Annotated in this window: 28 protein-coding genes; 16 read left to right on the top strand and 12 right to left on the bottom strand. The window is 43.6% G+C overall.

Annotated elements, in window-relative coordinates; genetic code table 11:
* Positions 1-54 precede the first annotated feature (54 nt).
* Positions 55-999, bottom strand: coding sequence for a YbgA family protein (locus B3V56_RS02835; protein WP_289244424.1), 945 nt, complete (start codon positions 997-999; stop codon positions 55-57).
* A gap of 92 nt (positions 1,000-1,091) precedes the next feature.
* On the opposite strand from B3V56_RS02835, the gene B3V56_RS02830 reads away from it, so the two are divergent.
* Positions 1,092-1,991 (top strand): TIGR01777 family oxidoreductase, encoded by a 900-nt coding sequence (locus B3V56_RS02830; RefSeq protein ID WP_289283946.1) that lies wholly within the window; start codon positions 1,092-1,094, stop codon positions 1,989-1,991.
* A 5-nt stretch (positions 1,992-1,996) separates the two neighbouring features.
* Positions 1,997-3,007: a ferrochelatase gene (gene hemH, locus B3V56_RS02825; RefSeq protein WP_289282617.1), complete on the top strand. Its 1,011-nt coding sequence runs from the start codon at positions 1,997-1,999 to the stop codon at positions 3,005-3,007.
* Here the strand turns inward: hemH and B3V56_RS02820 are convergent.
* The 3 genes from B3V56_RS02820 to flgA form a co-directional block, all read right to left on the bottom strand.
* Positions 3,004-3,492, bottom strand: coding sequence for a flagella synthesis protein FlgN (locus B3V56_RS02820; protein WP_286303758.1), 489 nt, complete (start codon positions 3,490-3,492; stop codon positions 3,004-3,006). The two genes, hemH and B3V56_RS02820, sit on opposite strands and share 4 nt — an antisense overlap.
* A gap of 14 nt (positions 3,493-3,506) precedes the next feature.
* A complete protein-coding gene (gene flgM, locus B3V56_RS02815; protein ID WP_286303757.1) occupies positions 3,507-3,809 on the bottom strand; it encodes a flagellar biosynthesis anti-sigma factor FlgM in 303 nt (100 codons plus the stop codon).
* A gap of 65 nt (positions 3,810-3,874) precedes the next feature.
* On the bottom strand, positions 3,875-4,573 hold the full coding sequence (gene flgA, locus B3V56_RS02810) for a flagellar basal body P-ring formation chaperone FlgA (RefSeq protein WP_289282619.1): 699 nt from the start codon (positions 4,571-4,573) through the stop codon (positions 3,875-3,877).
* A gap of 134 nt (positions 4,574-4,707) precedes the next feature.
* Here flgA and B3V56_RS02805 point away from each other — a divergent pair, with 134 nt between their 5' ends.
* Positions 4,708-5,628: a chemotaxis protein CheV gene (locus tag B3V56_RS02805; RefSeq protein ID WP_286303755.1), complete on the top strand. Its 921-nt coding sequence runs from the start codon at positions 4,708-4,710 to the stop codon at positions 5,626-5,628.
* 29 nt (positions 5,629-5,657) lie between these two features.
* On the opposite strand, the gene B3V56_RS02800 is transcribed toward B3V56_RS02805, so the two are convergent.
* From B3V56_RS02800 to B3V56_RS02785, 4 genes are read right to left on the bottom strand one after another with little or no spacing between them, the layout of a single operon-like run.
* The gene (locus tag B3V56_RS02800) at positions 5,658-6,791 is read right to left on the bottom strand and encodes a DUF4340 domain-containing protein (RefSeq protein ID WP_289282620.1); all 1,134 of its coding nucleotides are present in this window, start codon (positions 6,789-6,791) and stop codon (positions 5,658-5,660) included.
* Positions 6,792-6,829: 38 nt separating this feature from the next.
* Positions 6,830-8,743: a Gldg family protein gene (locus B3V56_RS02795; protein WP_289283945.1), complete on the bottom strand. Its 1,914-nt coding sequence runs from the start codon at positions 8,741-8,743 to the stop codon at positions 6,830-6,832.
* A 15-nt stretch (positions 8,744-8,758) separates the two neighbouring features.
* Positions 8,759-9,499 (bottom strand): ABC transporter permease subunit, encoded by a 741-nt coding sequence (locus B3V56_RS02790; protein WP_286303752.1) that lies wholly within the window; start codon positions 9,497-9,499, stop codon positions 8,759-8,761.
* Positions 9,499-10,446 carry an ABC transporter ATP-binding protein gene (locus tag B3V56_RS02785; protein ID WP_289282622.1) on the bottom strand — a complete coding sequence of 316 codons (948 nt, stop codon included), beginning with the start codon at positions 10,444-10,446 and terminating at the stop codon, positions 9,499-9,501. Before B3V56_RS02785 ends, B3V56_RS02790 begins: the two co-directional genes overlap by 1 nt.
* Before the next feature lie 168 nt (positions 10,447-10,614).
* Here B3V56_RS02785 and B3V56_RS02780 point away from each other — a divergent pair, with 168 nt between their 5' ends.
* Positions 10,615-11,670, top strand: coding sequence for a DUF2333 family protein (locus B3V56_RS02780; RefSeq protein ID WP_289282623.1), 1,056 nt, complete (start codon positions 10,615-10,617; stop codon positions 11,668-11,670).
* Between the two features lie 134 nt (positions 11,671-11,804).
* Positions 11,805-12,212, top strand: a complete 408-nt coding sequence (locus B3V56_RS02775; protein WP_286303749.1) for a c-type cytochrome — start codon at positions 11,805-11,807, stop codon at positions 12,210-12,212.
* A 71-nt stretch (positions 12,213-12,283) separates the two neighbouring features.
* On the opposite strand, the gene B3V56_RS02770 is transcribed toward B3V56_RS02775, so the two are convergent.
* Entirely contained in the window at positions 12,284-13,624 is a 1,341-nt protein-coding gene (locus B3V56_RS02770; RefSeq protein WP_289282624.1) for an OprO/OprP family phosphate-selective porin, read from the bottom strand.
* Positions 13,625-13,744: 120 nt separating this feature from the next.
* Here B3V56_RS02770 and B3V56_RS02765 point away from each other — a divergent pair, with 120 nt between their 5' ends.
* The gene (locus B3V56_RS02765) at positions 13,745-14,815 is read left to right on the top strand and encodes a substrate-binding domain-containing protein (RefSeq protein ID WP_289283944.1); all 1,071 of its coding nucleotides are present in this window, start codon (positions 13,745-13,747) and stop codon (positions 14,813-14,815) included.
* Here the strand turns inward: B3V56_RS02765 and moaC are convergent.
* A complete protein-coding gene (moaC, locus tag B3V56_RS02760; RefSeq protein WP_286303745.1) occupies positions 14,812-15,288 on the bottom strand; it encodes a cyclic pyranopterin monophosphate synthase MoaC in 477 nt (158 codons plus the stop codon). The two genes, B3V56_RS02765 and moaC, sit on opposite strands and share 4 nt — an antisense overlap.
* Before the next feature lie 48 nt (positions 15,289-15,336).
* On the opposite strand from moaC, the gene moaD reads away from it, so the two are divergent.
* The 3 genes from moaD to B3V56_RS02745 are packed head-to-tail and all read left to right on the top strand — an operon-like array spanning position 15,337 to position 16,414.
* On the top strand, positions 15,337-15,564 hold the full coding sequence (gene moaD / locus B3V56_RS02755) for a molybdopterin converting factor subunit 1 (protein ID WP_286303744.1): 228 nt from the start codon (positions 15,337-15,339) through the stop codon (positions 15,562-15,564).
* A 1-nt stretch (position 15,565) separates the two neighbouring features.
* Entirely contained in the window at positions 15,566-16,003 is a 438-nt protein-coding gene (locus tag B3V56_RS02750; RefSeq protein WP_289283943.1) for a molybdenum cofactor biosynthesis protein MoaE, read from the top strand.
* 15 nt (positions 16,004-16,018) lie between these two features.
* Complete coding sequence (locus B3V56_RS02745) at positions 16,019-16,414, top strand: MAPEG family protein (protein WP_286303742.1); 396 nt, start codon at positions 16,019-16,021, stop codon at positions 16,412-16,414.
* On the opposite strand, the gene ubiD is transcribed toward B3V56_RS02745, so the two are convergent.
* Entirely contained in the window at positions 16,407-17,888 is a 1,482-nt protein-coding gene (gene ubiD, locus B3V56_RS02740; protein WP_289283942.1) for a 4-hydroxy-3-polyprenylbenzoate decarboxylase, read from the bottom strand. The genes B3V56_RS02745 and ubiD overlap by 8 nt on opposite strands.
* Before the next feature lie 190 nt (positions 17,889-18,078).
* Here ubiD and B3V56_RS02735 point away from each other — a divergent pair, with 190 nt between their 5' ends.
* From B3V56_RS02735 to B3V56_RS02720, 4 genes are all read left to right on the top strand, one after another.
* Positions 18,079-19,242, top strand: coding sequence for a sterol desaturase family protein (locus tag B3V56_RS02735; protein ID WP_289283941.1), 1,164 nt, complete (start codon positions 18,079-18,081; stop codon positions 19,240-19,242).
* A 74-nt stretch (positions 19,243-19,316) separates the two neighbouring features.
* Entirely contained in the window at positions 19,317-19,583 is a 267-nt protein-coding gene (locus tag B3V56_RS02730) for a DksA/TraR family C4-type zinc finger protein (protein ID WP_286303739.1), read from the top strand.
* A 176-nt stretch (positions 19,584-19,759) separates the two neighbouring features.
* Positions 19,760-20,197 (top strand): helix-turn-helix domain-containing protein, encoded by a 438-nt coding sequence (locus B3V56_RS02725; RefSeq protein ID WP_289282547.1) that lies wholly within the window; start codon positions 19,760-19,762, stop codon positions 20,195-20,197.
* Between the two features lie 207 nt (positions 20,198-20,404).
* Positions 20,405-20,821 (top strand): hypothetical protein, encoded by a 417-nt coding sequence (locus B3V56_RS02720; protein WP_289282546.1) that lies wholly within the window; start codon positions 20,405-20,407, stop codon positions 20,819-20,821.
* A gap of 47 nt (positions 20,822-20,868) precedes the next feature.
* On the opposite strand, the gene prlC is transcribed toward B3V56_RS02720, so the two are convergent.
* Positions 20,869-22,908, bottom strand: a complete 2,040-nt coding sequence (prlC, locus tag B3V56_RS02715) for an oligopeptidase A (RefSeq protein WP_289282545.1) — start codon at positions 22,906-22,908, stop codon at positions 20,869-20,871.
* Between the two features lie 141 nt (positions 22,909-23,049).
* Here prlC and B3V56_RS02710 point away from each other — a divergent pair, with 141 nt between their 5' ends.
* From B3V56_RS02710 to B3V56_RS02700, 3 genes are all read left to right on the top strand, one after another.
* Entirely contained in the window at positions 23,050-23,844 is a 795-nt protein-coding gene (locus tag B3V56_RS02710) for a UDP-2,3-diacylglucosamine diphosphatase (RefSeq protein WP_286303736.1), read from the top strand.
* The gene (locus tag B3V56_RS02705; protein WP_289283940.1) at positions 23,844-24,896 is read left to right on the top strand and encodes a glycosyltransferase family 4 protein; all 1,053 of its coding nucleotides are present in this window, start codon (positions 23,844-23,846) and stop codon (positions 24,894-24,896) included. The genes B3V56_RS02710 and B3V56_RS02705 overlap by 1 nt, the downstream gene beginning before the upstream one ends.
* A gap of 137 nt (positions 24,897-25,033) precedes the next feature.
* Positions 25,034-25,756, top strand: coding sequence for an MlaA family lipoprotein (locus tag B3V56_RS02700; protein WP_289244441.1), 723 nt, complete (start codon positions 25,034-25,036; stop codon positions 25,754-25,756).
* Positions 25,757-25,792 lie beyond the last annotated feature (36 nt).

The following is a 25,792-nucleotide window of genomic DNA, read 5'->3' as shown; positions in this document are numbered from 1 at the left end:
ACACACTCAATCAGAAGAGCTGTTTGTTAATCCCCAGCATGGGTGGTATGTCATTCAAATGGCATTTCTAAGACTCAAGTCATCAGGGTAAGGCTGCAAATAAGCCTGCTTATTGATATAGGGGTCTGGATGGTTATTAAAATGGTGTCGCAGCAAAGTGATAGGCACAATAAGTGGGATTTGTGCTGTTCTGTATTGATCAATAATGCCGGCTAACTCTTGTTTCTCTTGGCTGGAAATTTTTTTCTTCAAATATCCCTGTAGATGCATTAATACATTCGTGTGCGTTTTTCTGGATGCTAATGATTTCAGTGTAGTCATTAACTCCGTGAAATAACGCTCAGCCAGCGCATCAACATCATGATTACCCGCATCGGCTAGCATTCGCCCAAGTTCAGCATATTTTGATGGAGAATGTGCCATCAAGGTATATTTATAGCGGACATGAAAGTCTAAAATAGCTTTCGTATTCAGCCCTTGTTTTAGCATATCTTGCCAATTGGCATAGGCAAAAACTCGAGTAACAAAATTTTCCCTCAAGAGTGGTTCACACAAGCGTCCTGATTCTTCGACAGGTAGCAAAGGATGTGCATCTGTTAATGCTTTGGCATACAAGCCTCGCCCCGGGGTATGGGATGGATAACCATTTTCCTGATAAACCTTTACCCGAAATAATCCACAACTTGGCGAATTTTTCATAAAAATATAACCAGATAAGTCGTGAAACTGTTTTGCCTTGTTTTCACCATACTCTGTTAGTGCTTTGCTGTAGTTGATACTTTCATCGTGCACAGCAACGGCCTCGGGTTTTTCAGGATCACCGATTAAGCGGATAGGTTTTCTTGGAATACTCATTCCGATGCCCACTTCAGGACACTCAGCTACAAAGTCAAAATAGCGAGATAAGCTCTCCGTTGCCAGTCGTAAATGTTTATGCGTGCCATCGTAACGTACTTCGTGCCCTAATAAACAACTACTTATACCCACTTTTATTTTCATATCTTCACATCCGCCTCATGCTGTAATTATTATCTTAACAATTGACTGACTAAAAAATGTGAAGGTCGGTGAAGTTTATTGAGGATATCAATATGCATTACTTAATTACTGGTGGTACTGGGCTTATTGGCCGCTCCTTGTGTCAAACGCTGCTGACAGCAGGACACGACATTACCGTACTCAGTCGAAATAAGACAAAGGTCTATAAGCAATGCGGCCGAAATGTTAAAGCCATACAATCATTGGATGAGATCAGTGGCGATCAAAAAATCGATATTGTTATCAATCTTGCCGGAGAACCTATCGCTGATAAGAAATGGAGCAAGCAACAAAAAAACATATTGGAACAAAGTCGAATTGGTCTAACTGCAGCACTAGTTAACTGGATAAAAACGCGGCAAGCCAAACCTCATGCACTCATCAGTGGCTCTGCCGTCGGATGGTATGGCGACCAAAAACAGCAGCCGCTGACGGAATTAAGTGATTATCAGCATGATTACGCCCACGAACTGTGTGAAAAATGGGAAAAAGCGGCTCTTGAAGCAGCCGATGAAGTAAGAGTGTGTATTATCCGCACCGGCCTTGTTCTAAGCACCGAGGGTGGCGTTTTACAACGTATGCTTCTACCTTTCAAACTTGGTGGTGGGTGCACACTTGGAAAAGGGGATCAGTACATGCCTTGGATTCATATATCGGATATCGTCAATCTCATTATTTACCTCAGTCAGACACCTTCAGCAAAAGGCGTCTTTAATGGCACAGCTCCTCACCCTGTGACCAATGCCACATTTACAACAACACTGGCAAAACATCTGCATCGCCCAGCCATTTTCAAAGCACCCGAATGGTTATTAAAATGCGCACTGGGAGAAATGTCTCAGCTTTTATTGGGAGGACAGCGTGCATACCCTGAAAAAGCCACAGCAATTGGATATCAATTCCAATATACTGACCTCGATGATGCTTTTAACAATCTTCTGAATAAATCGTAATTTTTATGACAAAACGTGCCATTTTATTAGCCAACCTGGGCTCTCCCGATGCCCCAACCACACCCGCTGTACGTCGGTACCTTAACCAGTTTTTAATGGATCCCTATGTGATTCAACTACCGTGGTTACTTCGACGCATGATTGTCAGTCTGTTTGTGTTGCCATCAAGGCCGAAAGCTTCTGCCGAGGCATATCAAAGCGTGTGGACAGCGGAAGGCTCACCACTTATCGCTTTATCTGAAAAATTAAAAGATGCGCTTAAGACACAAGTAACGCATCCTGTTGAAATGGCCATGCGGTATGGCAATCCGAGCATAGAACAACAACTATTAAAAATCACGGCTGATAAATCGATTGAAGAAGTTCTCTATATACCTCTATATCCCCACTATGCTGACAGCACAGTCACTACTTCTATCGAAGAAGCCAGACGCGTGATTAGCAAGCATCAATTGGATATCAAGCTCAGGATTGTTCCACCTTTTTATGATCAGCCCGAGTATATAAAAGCATTGGTGACCAGCGCACAACCTTATTTAGAGCAAGAGTATGACCACATCATATTCAGCTATCATGGTTTACCTGAGTCCCACATTACGAAACTGGATCCATCAGGTACTCATTGTCTGAAACAAGACAATTGCTGTCAGGGCAGTCATCCCGCTCACCAAACTTGCTATCGCCATCAGGTAATGAGAACAACACAATGCTTTGCACTGCAAGCAGGCTTGGCTACGGATCGCTATTCTGTTGCCTTCCAGTCAAGGTTGGGTCGTGCAAAATGGCTTGGGCCTAACACAGAAGACACATTACGTGAGTTAGCTGAACAAGGCGCAAAACATGTCATGGTTTTGTGTCCAGCTTTTGTGACTGACTGCTTGGAAACACTGGAAGAAATCGCTATTCGTGGTGAAGAAGTCTTTAAAGAAGCGGGTGGCGAAAAATTGACGTTGATACCATGCATGAATGACCATCCAGCATGGGTGAATGTTTTAGCCGGTTGGTGCGAGCACTAAACTCGGCCAATTAAAGGTTGTCTGACAATTTGGCTTGTATATTCGCCACCAGGACCATAAGCACCTGTTTCGGGATCGCGTCCACGCAGTATAGATAATGCTCTGGTCAAATATTGCCGGTTTACATTAATGATGCCGCCATTAATCTGGTTAAATTCGCGGCAAGTTTTTGCCACCTCACGAAGCCGCACTACTTGAGCAGTCATGCGGCTGGCATCAGTTTCTTCCTGATTCGCAATAAATGCTTCTAAACCTGACTTGCCTGATGGAAAGCCAACAGCGGTCAGCAACTGTTCACGCTGTCTTGCTAATTGCTCAAGTTTTAACAGAAAAGGCTGTTTTTGTTTAGTTATTTCAGACACTTTATCCACGTCTGAAGCCTTCAATGCCTCACGCTCTTGCTTTAGCAGCGTTGCGATTGCTGTACTGCTGCTAATCTCAGATTGGAGAATAGTACTCAGCTGTTGCATGGCATTCATAGACATGGGGTTATCCTTTCTTAAAAGTTACCCTCAAAATCAATCATTTTTCGTGCCAACTGCTGGCTGTCTACCTGATAACTACCATCCTCAATTGCCGCTTTAATAGAATCAACTTTTGCCTGATTCACAGTGGGAACATCAGCTAAGCTTTTTTCTACTTGCGACAGCGTATCACTTAAACTCACTTTATCGCTTTCCGTGTTTGGGCTCGATGTTGTGGTTGACGGCGATGTTTCTGCAGTCTCTTTACGCTCACCAATGTTTCGCAACGAGCTGTATTCAGCCTGCGATGGTGGCTTAATGTTATTAATTTCAGACATATAACGTGTCTCCATTTACTTTATATTGGTTGTATCGGCAGCAAATAATGAAAGTTGAGAATTTTTTACATTGTTACTTGAACAACCCCTGGTGCTTGCACGACACCCTCAACCACTCTGTTCGAAGAACTATTTTTCACTTTAATTTTGTCACCCAAGATTGCATCTTCCATTGCCATACCATTCATCCTGACCTCCATTGAGCCAGCTTGTGCAACAAGAATAACTTGCTCGCCTCGCTGTACAATTTTCTGCTGTTTGAGACTACGTGGAGTTAATGCTGTTCCCATCGCGAGTGAATATCTCAACTGCTGCCCTACAACATTATCCGACGAAAGGATAAAACCTTGTCGCAAATCGCTGATATCCTGCATCACTGTTTTGACATCAGATGCTTTCAGAACTTGGTTGGCGCTGAGCGCTCTTGCTGCCACGACAACAGGACGCAAAACTTTCACTTTGACAGAGACGTAAACAGTCCATTCTGTTAGTGTGCTGCAACGTATTCCAATTGTTCTATTTCCAGTGGTATCAGCACTGGATGATGAAAATGCACTCAGCTTGCCATCACACGCTTGCAGTCGCAAACGTTTATCCATAGCATCAACAGTAATTTGAGGATTGTCATAATAAGCTTGTGCATCATTCATTGCAAAAACATAAGCCGTTTGTTCAATACCGGCTAAAGACTGTAAAGAATCTGCATAGACAGAATGTGTCAATAAAACGGCACTTAAACATGATAAAAGTAATCTACGAATCATGAGAGTTCACCTGAACAGTAAGATCAAAAAACTTTCTGAATAGTTTGTTGCAAGTTATATGCCTAGACATGATTTTAAAAACTCAAGACTTAACAAGCCTTGCCGATAGCCTCATTAAGTAAATAGGAGTCAATATGAGCAGTATTATTGATGGTGTAGACCAACGCACGAACCTTGCTGGGACCAATCGGCTGGAATTATTGTTGTTTCGTTTGGGCACAGCTCAACTTTATGGGATTAATGTCTTTAAAGTACGTGAAGCGATAGCCTGTCCTAATCTAACGAAATTGCCACAGTCTCATCCTAATATAAAAGGTATGGCATCCATTCGTGGTCAGACGGTTAGCATCGTCGATTTATCACAGAGTATAGGGCGACGCTCTCTCGAGGATCTGGCTGACAATTTTGTTATTCTGACCGAATACAATCGCTCTGTTCAGGGCTTTTTAGTCACCTCTGTAGAACGCATCATCAATATCAGCTGGTCAGACGTATTACCACCACCGGCAGCGTCAGGGGCTAGTAACTATCTGACAGCCATTACTAAGTTCGAGGATAAGCTAGTTCAGATTATTGATGTCGAACAGGTATTAGCAGAAGTCATGGGTATTGAGGCCGATGTCTCGTCAGAGTTAGTGAATAACTACTCTGAGCATAACCAAGAAATACGCCAACACATATTGGTTGTAGATGACTCCAGTGTGGCTAGAAACCAGATAAAACGTACACTAGAACAAATCGGTCTAGAAATTACTTTGGCTAAAAATGGTAAAGAAGCGCTAGACATGCTTAAGGCGTGGGAAGCGGCAGGCGAAGATATCTACGAGAAAATTGCATTAATGATCTCGGATATTGAAATGCCAGAAATGGATGGCTATACACTCACATCGGAAGTTCGGCTGGATCCAGCAATGAAAAGTTTGCCTATTTTATTGCACACCTCAATGAGTGGCACATTTAATCAGGCATTGGTATCTAAAGTCGGTGCAGATAAATTTATACCTAAGTTCTCAGCAGATGAGTTGGCAGCAGCGGTTCAATCTATGCTGAAATAAAAAAGGCTCCTCAAGGAGCCTTTTTTAATTTAGTTTAAAGGTCCAAAACCATTTAAATCAGAGGGCATCGGAATCACATTATTTTTTTCCGTAACGATATCAGCCTTGGCTCTCATCAGATTGGTGCCAGTAAAGCCACTGACACGGTAGACCCAGTCAGATAACTTCTCATTTAGTTCTTCAACTTCAGCCTTCACTTGTTCATCAGACTTCAACACCTCTAACGCTTTAATATCATCTGGTGCCTCAGAAATAAGGTCTGACTGATAATCTGCTGATAAGGTGGTGTAATAGAAACCATCAATAAATGACGTTCTTGATGTGACAACTAAACCGTCAAAAGTGATAAAGCGGGCAATAACCACATCAGCATCACCACGATTAAACTCTTTTTTAGGCAAAACATCTTCCATGCGCAATTGATGTAAAGAGCCAGCAATATCATAACCTAGCTGAGGATATTTGAAGACCGTTTTCTCACCTGACTCGGGTGTGCCAAATCTATCTTTTTTGCCTAAATTGACCAAAGTGGCCATATCACCATTAGGTTGGATAATTTCCACACGAGCAATTCGTTCACGTGCAAGATTAATCACCTGACTATCAATCCAGTTAAGCATGACCGGACTGATTAATAAATAACCTTCTGCTAACCAGCTCTGCTCATCACCAACCCGTCTCACGTAAAACTGTTTGGGCCCGGCACTGGCCACGGTCACATCTCGTTGTTTACCCAGCAGTAAACCGGCAATGGCTTCATCGCCCTCTTTTAATATGACTTTGATCGAGTCACCATCTGGCGTTTCAGGTTTAGCGCCATCCACACCTAAAATCGGGTACTGTTCGGGGTTATTGGTTTTCTTCTCCATCAGTTTCGCTTCTGACAGATCGATTAACATCCGCTTCACTTCATCAAAGTTAGCAGGATAGTTATAGTGCTGAGGGATAAACCAATCTTCGCCTTGTCGTTGTAAAGCAAACTGATCTTCACCACTACTAAACTCAATCGTATCAACCTGACTTAATTCACTGAACAAGTCTGGAAACAATAAACCATAGTCATCATCATTATCATCAGTGCGATAAATGGTTACCAGCATCAGCAGTACCATCAACACTGTGACGATGAAAAGAATAGTCAAACTGTTGAATTTTTTTGTCATTTTATAAACCTATTTTCTAGTCGACTAAAACAGTATCGTTATTGTTGGCTACGGGCTTTATTACGTTTACGGATACGCATCCAGCCAGTAAAAACCGCTAATAACCCGACTAATATCGGCACTAATCCAATATTGAAAAACTTCAACTGTGCATCCAGTTTATCGATATCTTTACGTAAATTAGCTTGCACATCTCGTAATTGTTGTTGAGTTTTATTAGCTGTCAGGCGGAACTCAGCAATTTCTTTTTGTTGTTCAGGAGACAAAATCTGCTCCCCTGAACCACTTCGCTGAACCTGCATACGAGCTATGCGTTGTTGCGTTTCTTTTAATTTGTTTTGCAATTCCCGTTCTTTGGTGCGGAAACGCTTCTCTGCATCACGTTGGAGTGCAATGACTTTATGGAACGGTCTGGAGAAGCCAGCACGAGAACGAATGCTGATTAGGCCCTCACTGCCAGTCATATCCTCGATCGCATTAATCAAGAAATCGATATTGTTAGAGGTATTAAATGCCAACTGTTTACCGTAAAAATCCTGCGTTTCCACCCAGAAACGGTCATCAAGCATGTCGACATCTGCGATCGCAATGACATCAATAGCTTGTTTTGCATTATCTAAATGCCCAGGCATTTTTTTGATGTCTCCTGATACAGTTTTTGCTCCATCCGGGAAAGCTGTTTTCACTTCGCCCTGCGCACGTATTGCCATAGGGTAACTAATGGTTCCCGCCTGATATTTGGTCAATAATGCGACAGGGTCATTACGAAACTGAACAACCCTTTTATCAACCAGCATGGCTTCATTGCTTGAAGAGAAAAGCGGCGTGATATTGGTAGTATGCTCATCCAGAATTTCAAAACGTCCTGGCGTGGCGACATTGAGTTGACGCAATGCTGAGGTGATACGTTCATCTTTGTTGAAGTTATCTTTTACTAACTTTTGCCATAGAACATAATCAATAGGCTGATAGTCTGTCTTAGCACCAAAATCTACCTTGGTTGCTGTTTTTCTATCAGCCACGACATCCGTATTTGAACGTTTGAATCCCCATGCTGTAAACAGTTCTTCCATATTTGAGCTACGCGGTGCCAGCATGGCGCTCATCGGATTGTCCGGATCTTTTTTCGGTTTATCGACTTCTGCATAAGGATCAACATAGGTAATTAATTTACCGCCAGCTAAAACATACTGATCAATCGCATACAACGTGCTTTCAGATAATTCTTTCGGGTGAATCACCACTAACGCATCCATGCTGGATGGAATACGACGGATATCTGTCGGCAACATTGATACATTAAACATCTGACGCAATTCTGCCATCACTGCCCAGGGTTTGGCTCCATCAGGAGAAGCGACTTCGCCTTTAAGTGGGTCATACTGCTCACCATCCACCTCAAGCGAACTGATAACACCTACGGCTTTTCTGTTGTTGTTTGAAAGTTTGTAGATCAGTTTTGTCAGGTCGTATTCAAGTGTGTCTTCTTTCTCTGGTTGAAAGAAAGGTATGGTTTCAACACCATCAATTTCATTGGTACCAGCCAGACCGAAGTACAAAGGATCAGACTCACCATCAATAGGCACAGACTGTAAGCCATATTGATCGGCACGCTGTTCATCTGATGAAAAAGGTTCAGGATTCATAATAAACAGGCGAATCTTGCCGTTTGAGGCACGCTGATACTCAAGCAATAACTCTTGTACACGCTGGGCATACGATTTTAAGCTGGGCAACGCCTGAGCTGCTTTTTCAGTGTAGTAGAAACGCAGACTGATCGGCTCATCCATTGACTGCAGGATATTGATGGTGCCATCGGACAAGGTATAAAGATTATCTTCTGTCAAATCCACACGAGCAGATTTGAAATTGCCATTAACGACAACATTGAAAGATACAAACAAAATAATGGCCAAAATCAGGCCGGTTGCAGATAAAAGTTGTTTATTCATCGTCGCAATTCTCTCCTAGTCTGCCTTACGAGCATTGACGATAAGGGCATTCGCAAATAGCCAGATAACGATTAGTGAAATAAAATACATCATGTCTCGCATATCGATGACCCCTTTGCTGATCGCGTCAAAATGGGTCAAGAAACTAAACGAGCTCACTGTTTCTACCAGTGTTTTTGGTGCCCAGCCGCTGAAAAAGTCAATGACGATGCCATAGCCGCTTAGTACAAATACCAAGCTGATAATCAAGCTGATGACAAAGGCAATCACTTGGTTTTTGGTAATCGCGGATATGCATGAACCAATCGCCAAAAAACCACCAGCCATGAGTAAACTTCCCAGGAAGCTTGCCACAATGACACCGTTATCCGGGTTACCGAGATAATTCACCGTAATCCATAAAGGGAAATTCAAGAATAAGGCTAAGCCCGTAAATGCCCATGCGGCGAGGAACTTACCGATAACAGCTTCAAACACAGAAACAGGTAAGGTCATTAATAGTTCAATTGACCCGCTCTTACGTTCTTCAGCCCATAAACGCATGGAAATAGCAGGAATAAGTAAAATATACAGCCACGGATGCATGGAAAAGAATGGGTAAAGATCTGCTTCACCGCGTTGGAAAAAATTACCGACATAAAACGTTGAAAAACCGGTAAGCAGCAAGAATATGATGATGAAAACGTAAGCCACTGGTGTAGCAAAGTAGCCATTAAATTCACGTTTCATAATGAACCAGATATTACGAATATTCATCAGTTTTTGGCTCCCGTATTTGGCATGGTGATACTGCGGAAGACTTCGTCCAAACGCCCTGATTCCGCATGAAGGGCATCAATACTCCACCCATTCTCACGAATCTTTTCTGATAATTCTGCAGTAATTTGTTGACCTTGTTTCGGATACACTCTAAATCCAGCGCTTTCCAAAGGTTCAACACGAGCAACAAAGGCTAATGAATTCAGGAAGCTTTCGAATGCTTTCTGCTCGACATCCGCTACATTGACGACCACCGCATTGTAATAACGTGATCTCGACTCGAGTTCCTGTGGTGTGCCATCAAACTTCACTTTACCGTTGGCAATCACCACATTGCGGGTACACAGTGCATGTACTTCTTCGAGGATGTGGGTAGAGATAATGATGGCTTTATCTTCAGCCATTTCATTAATTAATGTTCTGACTTCGTGTTTCTGGTTAGGGTCCAAACCATCGGTAGGTTCATCGAGTATTAACACAGGCGGGTTATGCAAAATAGACTGCGCTAGTCCTACACGACGTTTATAGCCTTTCGAGAGCGTTTCGATGGGTTGATACATGACATTGGTGATACGTGCCCGTTCTGCTGCACTATCGACAGCTCGCCGTCTGTCTGCCCCTTTGATTCCACGAATTTCTGCAATGAACTTCAGGAAACTATCCGGCGTCATATCAGCATACGCTGGTGCACCCTCAGGAAGATATCCCAAGTGCGCTTTTACCGAAATAGGGTCATTAAGTACATCATAACCACAAACTCTTACCGTGCCTTTAGTCGGTGTTAAAAAGCCGGTAATCATTTTCATCGTCGTTGATTTACCCGCGCCGTTTGGGCCTAAAAACCCGAGCACTTCGCCTTTACTGACAGAAAAAGACACACCATCAACGGCTTTGATCGCACCAAAGTATTTGGCCAGATCATCGATCTCAATTCTCAATGTCATAACAAAAGCGTCCCCCGCTTCCTAATCATTTTTGCAAACCCGTCATTATTCTGAGGTGAAGCAATTTAAGTCAAGCTTGAATTGTCTTTCATTAACCCCATTGTCTTAAAGATTCATAGCGCATAAGCTGTCACAGAACATTCCCACTTAATCAGATATGAGATGTCAATGAAACGCTTAACAGATAAAATCCGTGATTTAGGTTGGTCAGTCAGCGACAGTTTCGCTGATACCACGACCCGTCAACGTATCATTAAGACAGCCGGCATCATTCTTAGTATTGTTGCTATTTTTATGATGACCTTAATGATATGGTGGAACTTCGCCCCAAGTGAGTTTGAACCCACTGAAAATGCCAGAATCATGGCATCGCAACAGCAACAACATCTCGTCACCGGATATACATCATCAGCTACACTAATCACCCTCGCTGAAAACCTTCTGGATAAACCCGGCGGCTACCTCACAAATGATGTCATGCCACCCTCCGTTTGGATGGACAATATGCCTCGTTGGGAGTTCGGAGTGCTGGTACAGATTCGTGATTTTTCTCGCGTATTGCGCAACGACATCAGCCGTTCCCAATCTCAGTCCAGAGAAGATGAGGACCTGGCACTTGCCGAACCTCAGTTTAACTTTAACTCCAACTCATGGCTTTTCCCACCGACAGAACGTGAATATCGTGCCGGCATTAAATCTCTCAAGTCCTATCTGGCTAGACTGAGTAGTAATGAGGATGATGCTCAGTTTTATGCCAGAGCAGACAACCTGGTTTCTTGGTTATCTGTTGCTGAAAAACGCTTAGGCAGTTTGTCACAGCGTCTCACGGCCAGTGTAGGACAGGTGCGTATTAATACTGATCTAGCAGGCGATGCAGAAGCCATACAGTCAACCCCACTGGCGGATGAAGTGGTGACAAAAACACCTTGGAATAAAATTGATGATGTGTTTTACGAAGCACGAGGGACAACCTATGCCCTAATCCATCTGCTGAAAGCAGTGGAATATGACTTTTCAGATGTATTAAGAAAGAAAAATGCGCTGGTGAGTCTACGCCAGATCATTCGAGAGCTGGAAGCCACACAGGAACCGGTATTGAGTCCGGTCATTCTGAATGGAAGTGGTTTTGGCCTATTTGCTAATCACTCATTGGTGATGGCTTCTTATGTGTCACGGGCCAATGCCGCATTAATTGATTTGAGAGATTTATTGAATCGAGGATAAACTCCTCTCAAAGCAGGGCATTTAACCTGCACAATAAGGCAAATCACCCAACCTGACAGCAAAATAACATCCTATAATCGAACTATCCGGCCCCGCTAATTGGGGCTGGCTGTTCAGATTTGATGGAGATATCAATGTTGTTTCAACTTAAATCAATTAAACCAGTTGCACTTTCTGCGGCGCTACTACTTATGTCTGCCACATCCGCTTTTGCTGATGATAAACCTTATACCGTAACCAATGGTAATGAGCTTGATTCCGCTAGTTACGCGGGTTTCAAACTTTATAGAAATTTCTGTGCTCGCTGCCATGGTACATACGGGCAAGGTATGGTCGGACCTAACTTAGCTGAAAGTCTCAATGTGATCTCTAAAGAAGAGTTTTTTAACACCGTTGAACATGGAAAAACTGGAACGATTGGTAGTATGCCAGCTTGGGCATCGAACCCGAAAGTCATGAAAGGTCGGGAAAATATTTACAACTACCTCAAAGCCAGAGCTGATGGCGCAATTGGTGAAGAAAAACCCAAAAAAGCTAAATAAACCAGAAAAATAAGCTTTATACTCAATAAAAAAGTAGAGGGCTGCCAAGCAGCCCTCATTGTTAACTTAGCTTAAAAAGCCCATTGGCTTCGCACTTGAAATACGGATAGCTCATCATTGTCATTCGGTCCACCATCAACGTCCAGTACATCCACATAGTTTGCAGAAAAGCGTAATGTGGGTGTGGGATACCAGTTTACTCCGTAGGTCATGGCATCTGCCTCGCCACCATCGATTCCGGCATCACTCAAGTCGAGTGAGCTATAGCGCAATGCCAGCTCCCATGCGCCAACACCACCGTCACCAACAATGGAACTGGGTTTCACACCACCCATAACACCATTTTTGTACTGGCGAGTCTCACCCGTCAATATATAACCGGCCTGCAAATACCAGCCATCAAAATCTGCATCTTTACCGTTATTACGATTCACCTGGGTGGTGATATATTCACCTTGGACAGAATATGGCCCGTGACCAGCAGCCAGTTCAGCGCCGATATTGTAATAGTCTGCTACGGAACTGATATCGTCTGTATAAATAATACTCACACCGGACACATGTGACTCAGCCTCACTATCGAACCCCACATCGCCGTTATCACCGGTATCACGGTAGTCAAGACCCAGTCCTAAATGAACAAAATGCACACCATCATTAATCGGTGCCCAAGTACCACGAGCCGTTGCCCCCCAGCCTTCATCATTCTGACCACCTTTATTATTGATGGAATCACCAAAGATACCTGTCGCCCATGACCAATGGGTGGTTGCGTTACTGGCCATAATCCCCATCTTTCTTCCTGATGAAAAAGCATTAGGCAGGGCTCGTTCCATAAACAATGTGTTATTAGCACTGGTCAGATAATCTAAGCTGAATGGTGTTTTAAAATTACCCACCGTGATATCCAATGGCTCAAATCCAGTGTAGGCCAGATAGGCATCGGTGATACCTTTGCCGTTCGATCCTGTACTGGCAAAGTCATATTCGAGCTTAAAGTCCCAAACGTTATACATTGTGCCTGCATAAGAAATCCGTGCACGTCTGAACTCAGAACCGTCACCCATTTCTGGCTGACCGCTGTATGTTGCCGCATCCGCTTGTAAACGCCCACCTAACTTACTCTCAAACTTGCCATCACGGGTTTTCACCCCAATCCCACCTTTGACAGTGACTTCAACATCGGAGGGTTTTGTCGCTTCAGCAAGCTTGGCATCAACTTGTTGTTTTTCTTGTTGTGCCTGAGCCTGATTTTGTTTTAACTCTGCCATCAAACGGCCATACTGGTCATCATTGACCATACCGTTTTCATGCAGCATATTAATTAGAGTTTCAATTTCAGATCCCGCATAGGCAGGGCCCGATAATGCAGCCAAAATACCAGCAGCCAGCAGGCTTTTCTTTATCGTCATGTTGTTCTCCTTGTCTGAATTTTTAACACTACGTAGCTGCAAAACAGCTTGTAATATTAGTTAGCGGTTAAAAGGCGCTTATCATGACAGTTTTATTACAACACTTACCCGATGTGAATCATGGAAATTAAAATAGACTTTCACTGGCAACTGACCCAGCATGGAAAACCGCATCATATTGATGACATTCTGTTTCAGATGCTTGAAGCCATTCAGCAAGAAGGTTCTTTAAAACAAGCGACCGAAAAACTTGGTGTCTCATATCGTTTTGCCTGGGGTTTATTAAATAAATGGGAAGCACTACTGGGCCAGCCATTAGTTATTCTTGAGCGAGGCCGGGGGGCTCGGTTAGCGGTTGTCGGGGAGAAACTGATGCATGCGAACCGACACCTCAGTGCCTCTTTTTCTCCTGAACTGGATAACTTCTCTACAGAACTAAAACGAGAATTTGAAGCCATCCTCGATCATAGTCCACGTGATACGTTTAAGATTTTTACCAGTCATGGCTTAGCTGTAGGGGCTCTTAAAGAATTAATTGATCAGCAATCTGATTTTTTATTGGATTTACATTTTCATGGCAGTCAGGAAAGTCTGAAAGCACTCAAAGCCGGTGATTGTCACATTGCCGGCTTTCACCTCCCTATCGGTGAATTGAAACGTCATTTGATGATCGACTACCTCAAACTTTTGGATGAAAAACAGCATCAGTTAATCTATGTTGTCAGACGAAACCAAGGCTTGATGGTGTCTCGTGATAACCCAAAACAGATTGATGATATCCGCTCTCTAACAATGGATGGTGTCACTTTTATTAACCGTCAAATGGGGTCTGCTACTCGAACCTTGTTTGATCAACTGCTTGCCGCTCATCATATCTCCAGTGATGAGATTAAAGGTTACTCGCATGAAGAGTTTACGCACATGGCCGTTGCAGCCATGGTTGCCAGTGGTGCAGCAGATATCGGTTTCGGTATCGCTCCCATTGCCGACAAGTTTAATCTGGAATTCATTCCTTTGGTATGGGAACACTACTGCTTGGTCGTACCGCAGTTATTAGTGGATGACCCTCGGGTTCAAGCCATTATCAGCTTATTAAAAAGTGATGCTTTTCATCGAAAAGTCAGAGACTTCAAAGGCTACGATACCGCACGCTCAGGTGAGCTTGTTAGTTTTGACGAAATATTTACCTAAAGACGTTGCCAATGACCGCTTTTACCACCTGATTTTTCCAGCAAACCAATGTCGGTCATGATCATACCTTTATCCACTGCTTTACACATATCATAAATCGTCAACAAGGCGATCTGAACTGCAGTAAGAGCTTCCATTTCGACGCCAGTCTGACCACTGGTCCCGACCGTTGCCCGGCAGTGAATGGATGCATTTTTATTATCTAGCTCAAATTCTACTGAAACCTTTGTTAAAGCCAGAGGATGACACAACGGTACGAGATCAGCTGTTTTTTTCGCCGCCATAATCCCGGCAATGCGAGCAATCCCCAAAACATCGCCTTTTTTATGTCCGCCTTGCTCCACTAATTTAAATGTGTCAGGCAGCATCAAAATCTTCCCCTCTGCGATGGCAAGCCGCTCTGTGGTTGCTTTTCCACCAACATCAACCATATGAGCTTCACCAGCTTGATTAAAATGGGTCAAATCTGACATCGCAAATGTTATCCTCTAGCTTTAAATTTAGCTGAAACGATCAACCAGATGAGTATTCAAGTCAAATTTTTTGCCAGCCTTCGTGAAAAGCTAGGTCAATCTGATATAGAACTTGCTGCCGCCAGCACAGCTCTGGATGCCTGGAATCAAGCGACTCAAAATAAACCCGTACCAGATAATCTGCTTGTCGCCATCAACTTGGATTATGCCAAGCTGGACACACCCGTCCAAGACGGTGATGAAGTGGCGTTTTTCCCACCGGTGACCGGAGGTTAATATGTCTAGCTGGGTGAGTGAACAGTGCATTGAGCCTTGGGAAATCATAGCCAAGCAACAACGTGATCAGGACATAGCAGGTCAATTTGGCGCCACGGCCAGTTTTGTCGGTACGATGCGTGACTTTAGTGATCGTCCGGATATTACCAAGATGCTGCTCGAACACTATCCGGCGATGACTGCACGTTACCTGCAAAAACTGGAAGACAAAGCAAAAGATCAATGGCCATTATTGGACTGCCTGATCGTACACCGTGTGGGCGAAGTGCTGCCCGGCGATGCCATTGTCGTTATTGCCTGCTGGTCAGCCCATCGCCGTGCCGCACTCGATGCCTGTGACTGGTTAATTGAAGAATTAAAGTACAAGGCACCATTTTGGAAAAAAGAATTCACCGAACAAGGTCAACACTGGGTAAGCGGTAATACCGACGGACATTAAACGAGGATAGTCATTATGATTACAGCTCTGTATGCCAGCCTCTGCGCCTTATTTATCGTCAAGTTATCACTGGGTGTTATTGCTGTGCGCCGACAACATAAAATCGGATTGGGTGATGGTGGCAATGAAGAATTACAGTTAGCCATCCGAGCACAAGGTAATGCCACTGAATACATTCCTATCACCTTGATTCTGATGTTTCTTCTTGAAAACATCATTGTATACAACTGGATGATTCATCTCGCTGGTATCACCCTGCTCACGGGTAGGCTCATCCATGCCATAGGTATCAAAAACCATGATCTGAAAAAGCGTGTTCTCGGCATGAAAATCACGCTTTATCTGATTATAGCTTTGTCGATATTAAATATCGTTTATTTTGCGTTAGCATATTTAATGCCTGTCAGTTAGGTTCCTTGCTCTCCAATCCCAGTTCATCCCAAATAGCATCAATACGCTTAACCACATCCGCATCTCGCACGATGGGTCTTCCCCACTCCCGGTCAGTTTCACCTGGCAGTTTGTTGGTTGCATCCAATCCCATCTTGGAACCGAGACCAGACACAGGTGAGGCAAAATCTAAATAATCAATCGGCGTATTTTCCACCAGAGTAGTATCCCGCGCGGGATCCATTCGAGTGGTAATGGCCCAGATCACATCTTTCCAGTCCCTGACATTGACATCATCATCCACCACAATCACAAACTTGGTATACATAAACTGACGCAGGAATGACCAGACCCCCATCATCACCCGCTTGGCATGACCTGGGTACTGTTTTTTCATACTGACCACAGCCATCCGATAAGAACACCCTTCGGGGGGCAAATAGAAGTCGATAATTTCTGGAAATTGCTTTTGTAATATCGGTACAAATACTTCATTCAGGGCAACACCGAGTATGGCAGGTTCATCTGGCGGACGCCCGGTATAGGTGCTGTGGTAAATCGGATTCTGTCGCTGTGTAATTCGTTCGATTGTGAATACTGGAAAGCTATCCACTTCATTATAGTAACCGGTATGATCGCCATATGGCCCTTCCGGGGCCATATCATCAGGATAGATAAAACCTTCGAGTACAATTTCTGCGTTCGCTGGCACTTGTAGATCATTGCCAATACATTTCACCAATTCTGTTTTACTACCGCGAAGCAAGCCTGCAAACGCATATTCCGACAGCGTATCCGGTACGGGCGTGACGGCGCCCAGTATTGTGGCAGGATCACAGCCTAAAACCACACTGATAGGAAAGGGCTTACCCGGATAAGTTTGTTGCCACTCTTTAAAATCGAGTGCGCCACCTCGATGCGATAACCACCGCATGATGACCCGATTCTTACCAATGACTTGTTGACGATAAATGCCCAAGTTTTGCCGCTCTTTATGAGGGCCTTTTGTGACAACCAGTCCCCAGGTGATTAAAGGGGCGGCATCTTCAGGCCAACACAGCTGAATTGGATACTTGCTCAAATCAATGTCATCGCCTGCCAGCACCACTTCTTGGCAGGCTGCTTTTTTAACTAATTTGGGTGACATCGTCAGGACTTTTTTAAACACGGGGAGCTTCTCCCACGCATCCTTCATGCCCTTGGGTGGCTCAGGCTCTTTCAAAAAAGCCAGTAATTTACCGACTTCACGCAAGGCTTCGACAGAGTCTTCGCCCATCCCCATTGCTACACGTTTTGGCGTTCCAAACAAATTCAATAAAGCGGGTACGTCAGACCCTTTAGGATTTTCAAACAATAATGCCGGACCACCAGCACGTAACACGCGATCAGCAATTTCCGTCATTTCCAGAGCCGGATCGATCTCAGTTTTAATCCGTTTTAATTCACCCTGTTTTTCCAAGCCTTCGATAAAGTCACGTAAATCGGTGTATTTCATTCAACCACTCAGTTATGTCATCACTTAGGTTTGAATATTACTGGATAAGCAAGGCAGGCTAAAGCCATAATCCATAAGGCTGATGGTAAGAATATTGAGCTCATCCGTCTTATCGAGTCGATATTATTATTGAAGAACCCCTTTAACACAGACATTATGTCGACCAAGTTTCACTATATCGATACCAATCATGACCGAACCTTATCAATATCAGCCTCGACATGTTGAAAAGAATCCAGCAAAAGAATTTCGTTTTGGTGAGGGCAGAATAAGTTGTTATTTGTCTCTTACACTCAGCGTATTGAGCCTGCTAGCGGTGCTAGCTTACCTTTATCCATCCTATTTAACGACGGCTGAGCTGCGCCAAATTTATGATGCTGAGCAATTACAATTGCTATTGAAATATGCCATGTATTTTTCATTATTCTTCGCTGCATTGACGTTTGGTTTGAATAAAGGCAAGTACAAACTTTATGGCCTTGTCGCTATTTCATTGACCTTGATTGGGTTTGCTCTGGGTGGTTACAACATTCCGATTGGCCAGGTAGAGCCCAGAGAATTATCGTTGGGGGTCGATTGGTTAATTCTTGCCTTTCTAGGATCAGTCGTCATCTTCATGACACTGGAAAAGCTATTTCCCAAATATCGGGATCAAGTCATCACTCGTCCAGAGTGGGCGGTGGATATGTTCTACTTTTGTTTTAACCACCTCGCGATTTCGGCCATTCTTATTTTTGCAAATTATCATGCCAGCCATTTTGATTGGGCTGTTAGTGCCTCTATGCAATCCACCGTTCAAGCCATGCCAGTTTGGTTACAAGTCATACTGATTATTCTGGCAGCGGATTTTGTGTTGTACTGGGAGCATCGTGCCTATCATGAAGTAAAAACACTATGGCCTATTCATGCCGTTCATCATTCTGTTGAACATTTGGACTGGTTAGCTGGCTCCCGAGGCCATTTTGTACAGGTATTTTCTGAACGCGCTATGGTGATGATCCCACTTTATTTATTAGGTGCGGATGAGTCTGCATTGAATATATACGTTACCTTTGCCGCGCTTCAGGCTATTCTGATTCACTGTAATGTCGATATCCCATTTGGCCCGCTCAAAACTATTTTTGTCACGCCACAGTTTCATCACTGGCATCACAGTTCAGAAAAGCCGGCTATTGATACTAACTACTCGGCGCACACCGTTTTGTTTGATCGACTCTTCGGTACTTATCATCTGCCCGGAAATTACTGGCCTGCCGAATACGGCACAACCGTTCGTCTACCACGACAGATTTGGGGACAGACCTGGTACCCCATTGTTCGCTGGAAACAACGGTTAGGTAAAAAACTACCTTAAATCATGACTATTGGGTCCAAGCTGACTTTAAGCCTATAATGAAATAGTATTAAAACAGTCAGTTGGAGGTTGTTATGGCTGGAGGATGGTCCCGTGACGGGGCGGTACAAGATCAAATAGACGCCAGTGTGGATGACGCGATACAGCAAGCACGCTCACGTTTACCTCAAGGTGAAAGCCTGACGCATTGTGAAGAGTGTGATGCTGAAATTCCCGAAGGCCGACGTAAAGCCATTCCTGGTGTTTACCTGTGTGTGAAATGTCAGGAAGAGATAGATAATGAAAACAAAGCAGCTGGTATGTTTAATCGACGGGGCAGCAAAGATAGTCAGCTTCGCTAAATCCAGGCTTAAACTATTAAACAAAAAAGGGCGAACCGCCCTTTTTTTATGTGTGTGTACAATTCCGTTTTTATTCTGACGCCAGTGTCACAAAACCGTCATACTCCTCATACATAATCAAAAGGTTTAATGTAATTATTATTACATTCTTTCTATACCCGTTGATGGAGTTGACAATGACAAGCAAAGAACAGGTAAACAGCCCTCGCAAGAAATTACTCACTCCAGCTCAAGTTAAACTCTGCAAAGCCATCGCCGCTTCTGACAATGAGTTTAGTACCCGCGCCAGTGCTTTGCTTGCTCTTCATGATGGTGTGACTCAAAAAGAAACAGCGACACAAACTGGATTAAGTATCGGACAAGTACGATACTGGGCGGCACGTTTTCGTCAATTGGGCATGAAGGCTTTTCCTCAAACAGCAAGTGAAGTCAGCTCACAAAAATCAACACTAGAAAAAGCGGTTGTGGAAGACACGCCCAAAAAAGTCAAAAAGAAAGACCGTAAAAAAACCAAAGCTGACAAGGGCAACAAGAAAGACAAAAAGTCCAAGAAAGAAAAGTCCGCTAAAAAAGACAAAAAGAAAGCTAAAAACAAAAAGAAAACAAAGAAATAAGGTTTTTCGATTACCCCAAAACATAAGAATGTAAAGCTAAAGGATGTAAATCACAGCGGCTTTTAAGTACTAAGACTGACAGCGACAAATGTCATTATTAACTCTGGATTACTTATCTTTACACAGATAAAGTTGACTGATAGTCATCTATTGTTCAGCCTGATAGAGCTATTAACAAAAAATTAAGTTATCTAAGAGAGACATATAATGAGAAAAACGTTTTTATTACTACCTTTAGCGCTCTTTGCACAACTCGCTTTTGCTATCGACGCTAATGACGTAGAGGCTTACAAAAAAAATTACAGTGAACAACTTCGTCCAATGGTGATGAAAAAACTGGGCATGGATAGACCCGATCTGACTGCCGGTGCCATTAAAAGAGAAGCGGATGCTTATGTTGCAAAAATGGCGGGCTGCCAACTCGAAGGCTTAGCGATTTTTCCAGAACAGTATCGTGAAAAAGCCATTTTACCTGTGGCACAAGGCGGTGACGTTGCTCAAGCGACACAAGCTTTGAATGAAGAACTCAAAAAAGATATTGATAACGGCAAAATTTCAAAAGATGAAGTCATGACCATTATTCAATCAGCACAGCAAGCTGTGCAGATCTGTGCGAATTCTTGATTCACCTACACCACACAAATAAAAAAGGGCCTTTCGGCCCTTTTTTGTTATGCGGCTATTCCTGAATGTCTTAACAGAGCATCAATTTCAGGCTCTCGTCCACGGAAGGCTATGAATAATTCCATCGGTTCTTTTGAACCACCCTGCTCCAGAATATTATTCAAAAACGCCAGCCCGGTTTCACGATCAAAGATACCTTTTTCTTCAAATTTAGAAAACGCATCGGCTGATAACACTTCTGCCCACTTATAACTATAGTAACCAGCCGCATAACCGCCAGCGAAGATGTGACCAAAGCTATGAGCGAAACGATTAAATTTTGGCGGTTTAACGACAGCTACCTGATCACGCACTTCGGCCAGAATTTTATCCACTTGATTGCCGCCTTCTGGATCAAACTCCAAATGCAAACGGAAATCGAAAATAGAAAACTCCAACTGACGCACCATCATCATCGCTGACTGGAAGTTACGTGCCGCGATCATTTTTTCATAAAGGTCATCAGGTAGTTTTTCACCGGTTTCATAATGACCTGAAATCAGATCTAGTGCTTCCCTTTCCCAGCACCAGTTTTCCATAAACTGACTGGGTAATTCGACCGCATCCCAAGCAACACCGTTAATTCCTGACACACCGGCATAATCAATTTTTGTCAGCATATGATGCAGACCATGACCAAACTCATGGAACAAGGTCGTGACTTCATCATGAGTGAATAAGGCCGGCTTATCACCGACAGGCTCAGAGAAATTACAAGTCAGGAAAGCCACCGGTGTTTGCAGACCTTTGGCTGTTTTTCGGCGCACCAGACATTCATCCATCCATGCGCCGCCACGTTTGTGTTGGCGAGCATATAAGTCCAGATAAAACTGGCCACGTAAGTTACCGTTTGATTCGCGGATTTCAAAAAAGCGTACGTCTTTATGCCAGGTATCGATATCCGTCCGTTCACTAATAACTAATCCGTATAAGCGGTTTACCACAGCAAACAAGCCATTAACGACTTTATCTTCTGGGAAATATGGTTTGAGCTCTTCCTGAGAGATACTATAGCGTTGCTGGCGTAGTTTCTCGGCAAAATAAGTGACATCCCATGCTTGTAATTCATCCATGCCTGCTGTTTCTTTTGCGAAGGCTTTTAATTCTTCAAATTCTTTAATAGCAATCGGTTTACTACGCTCAGCCAGATCATTGAGGAAATCCATCACCTGTTCTGGGCTTTGTGCCATTTTTGTTGCTAAAGAACGTTCAGCATGGTTAGCAAAGCCGAGTAAATTCGCTAGACGATGACGAAGCTTGAGAATATCAGCCATGACCTGAGTGTTATCCCACTGGCCGGCATTCGGTCCCTGATCAGAAGCTTTGGTCGCAAAGGCGGTGTACATTTCTTCGCGAAATTCACGATTATCCGCATAAGACATGACCGGCATATATGAGGGGAAATCCAGCGTAAATACCCAGCCCTCAACATTGTCACGTTTGGCAAACTGCTCTGCCATGGCAATGGTCGACTCAGGTAATCCAGATAACATGTCTTTATCCGTAATATGCTTTTTCCAGCCGTGGGTCGCATCCATCAGGTTTTCTTCAAACTTAGCACTCAGTTCGGTCAGTTTTTGCGTGATGTTTTTATACTCATCACGATCAGCCTGATTAAGTTCTACCCCGGATAAACGGAAGTCTCTGACGGCATTATCAATGACTTTTTTCTGGGCAGTATCCAGCGACGGGTACACCTCACTCTCAGCCAACTGTTTATAAGCACGGTACAAGTCTTCATTTTGTCCCAGTTCTGTACCGAACTCACTCAACATCGGCAAACAAGCGTTATAGGCTTTTCTTAATTCATCCGAATTCACTACAGAGTTCATATGACTGACTGGAGACCAAACACGATCGATTGACACATCAATGTCTTCCATTGGTTCAACCAAGGTTTCCCAAGTGGGATGGCTCACCTGTGTCAGTAATTTATCTACGGCTTGTCTAGCCTGACTTATCGCTTGTGTTACAGCAGGCTCTACATGCTCAGGTTTGATTTCAGAGAAAGGCGGTAATGGGTAATTTTCTAATAATGGATTGCTCATTGGGCGTCTCATTTTGGCTATTGTTTAATGATACGACAATTAATTCAATAAGTTATCGTCATCATTCTGCAACAAAATATTCATGATGCTGCAATATAAGTTCGTTAGTGTGCCCTCAAAATACTAAGGAAACGACACATTATGCAAACACAAGTGAGTCACAAAGAGAAGTTAAAAGTTCGCAGCGTCTGGATTTCTGATATCCACCTGGGGTTTCGAGGCTGCAGTGCTGACTTTTTACTCGATTTTTTGCATAAGGTTGAATGCGATTATTTATATCTTGTCGGTGACATTGTTGACGTGTGGGAAATGAAAAAACGCATGTTTTGGCCTCAGGCACATAATAATGTAATCCGAACCCTACTTGGTAAAGCTAAACACGATACCAAGGTTATTTATGTACCAGGCAATCATGATGAGTTACTCCGTGACTTCGACGGAGCCGTTTTTGGCAATATCGAAATTCAGAACGAGATAGTCCATACCACCGCTGAAGGTAAAAAGTTATTAATCTTACATGGGGATCAATTTGATAGTGTCGTCAAAATTTCCCCACTACTTGCCAAAATTGGTGGGCGGCTCTATGACTACTTACTCAGAGCAAACCGACTTGTTAATTATGTTCGCCGTAAGATGGGTTTTTCATACTGGTCTCTGGCGGCATTCTTAAAACACAAAGTAAAAAATGCGGTGCAATACATCAGTAATTTTGAAGAGGCCGTAGCACATGAAGCGGCGAAACAAGGGGTCGATGGTGTCGTCTGTGGTCATATTCACCGCGCTGAAATCACCCGCATCAACAATGTCGATTACTTCAACTGCGGTGACTGGGTAGAAAGCTGCACCGCACTTGTTGAACACCCTAACGGTAAAATGGAAATTTTATACTGGGCCGATATTATCGAGCAGCCTCACGCTATTGCTCAGGCAGCCTAATGAAGATTGTCATCATCACCGATGCCTGGGAACCTCAGGTCAACGGGGTTGTACGTACCCTGAAACAGACTCGTCGATATTTAATCGAGTTGGGGCATGATGTCCATCTGATTACGCCACAACAATTCAAGACTATCCCCTGCCCCACGTATCCGAGTATTCCTCTCTCTTTATTACCTGGCAGGAAAGTCAAAAAATTACTCGATAGCTATCAAGCCAACGCCATCCATATCGCCACTGAGGGCCCGCTGGGTATGGCAGCAAGACGATGGTGTCTTAGAAACGGTATTCAGTTCACAACGTCTTACCATACCCAGTTCCCTGAATATATCAGACTCAGGCTGCCTATTCCTTTGAGCTGGAGTTATGCCTGGCTTAAACGCTTCCATGGTAAAGCCGTACACACTTTGGTCCCTACAGCCTCACAAAAACAGCGCTTGCTTTCACATGGTTTCCAGAACATTGAGGTTTGGGGGCGTGGTGTAGAGACAGAAATTTTCACTCCTGAAAACCCTCAACAGCTGGGATTAACTGGCCCCGTATTTATGAATATGGGGCGGGTCGCCGTTGAGAAAAATATTGAAGCTTTCCTTCAATTAGATATCAAGGGTAATAAAGTCGTTGTCGGTGATGGGCCCGATCTTGAACATCTTCGCCAAAAGTATCCTGATGTCATTTTTACCGGAGCCAAATTCGGCAAGGAGCTTGCCTCTTATCTCGCCGCAGCGGATGTGTTTGTGTTTCCAAGTAAAACAGATACCTTTGGTCTAGTTTTATTGGAAGCGATGGCCTGCGGCGTTCCTATTGCTGCCTATCCTGTTACTGGCCCTGCTGATATCGTTCAAGAAGGTATTACAGGCTATCTTGATGAAGACCTGACAATAGCAGCAGGAAAAGCACTTAACTTATCTGGAGACAAGTGTATTGAATACGCAAAAAATCATAGTTGGTTAGCCTGCACCAAAGTCTTCTCGGACTTTATGTTTAACAACCGACATAATAAAAAGTTAAAAGATACAGACATTACCAATCAATCTTTTTGGTGTTTGTGAATAATCACCATGTTGTTTTTTTGCCACTTAGTTCACATTACCATGTCATAAACGCAACAGATGACTTGCATTGCCATAACTCGGCGTGCGATTATTTCTCGGGTCGATAAGAATAAAATTAAAAGGATCATGATTCGATGTCTACCCTGCGCTCAGTTTTCAAACTCGGTTTTTTGGCGGCAGTATTGCTGCTAACTGGCTGTGCTACCAGCAATAATCCTAAGGATCCGCTTGAAGGATACAACCGTGCAATGTACAAATTTAACGACACGGTCGATAAAGCTATCCTCAAACCCGTTGCAAAGGGCTATGACACAGTGATGCCAGCCCCTCTCAGTCAAGGTGTAAGTAATTTCTTCAGCAACTTGAACGACATCACCGTCATTATCAATGATCTCCTTCAGTTCAAATTTAAACAAGCAGCCAACGATACAGGTCGTTTTGTTCTCAATACTACCGTGGGTGTTGCCGGTATTTTTGATGTTGCCAGTCTGAGTGGGAACCACAAAAATAACGAAGACTTTGGTCAGACACTTGGAGCCTGGGGCGTAGAGCCTGGTGCCTATATTGTTCTACCTTTCTTTGGTCCCAGAACAGTGCGTGACTCATTTGGTTTAGTGGGTGACTATTACACCGACCCCGTTACTTATGTTGAGGGACCCGGTGCTCGTAATGCTTTCCGTGGAGTCAGATTAGTGGATACTCGTGCTAACTTATTACGTGCTGAAAAAGTGTTAAACGAGGCTGCTACAGACGAATACAGTTATGTACGTGATGCATACCTTCAGCATCGTGAATATCTCGTTCATGACGGCAATCCGCCAAGTAACGATGATGAATTCGATTTGTTTGAAGAATGATCTAACGACAACTCACAAACGAATCCTTATAATGAA

It is taken from the genome of Methylophaga sp. UBA2513 (genome assembly GCF_002341285.1).
GTDB classification, from domain to species: Bacteria; Pseudomonadota; Gammaproteobacteria; order Nitrosococcales; family Methylophagaceae; genus Methylophaga; species Methylophaga marina.
This window is presented reverse-complemented; position numbering and strand designations above follow the sequence as displayed.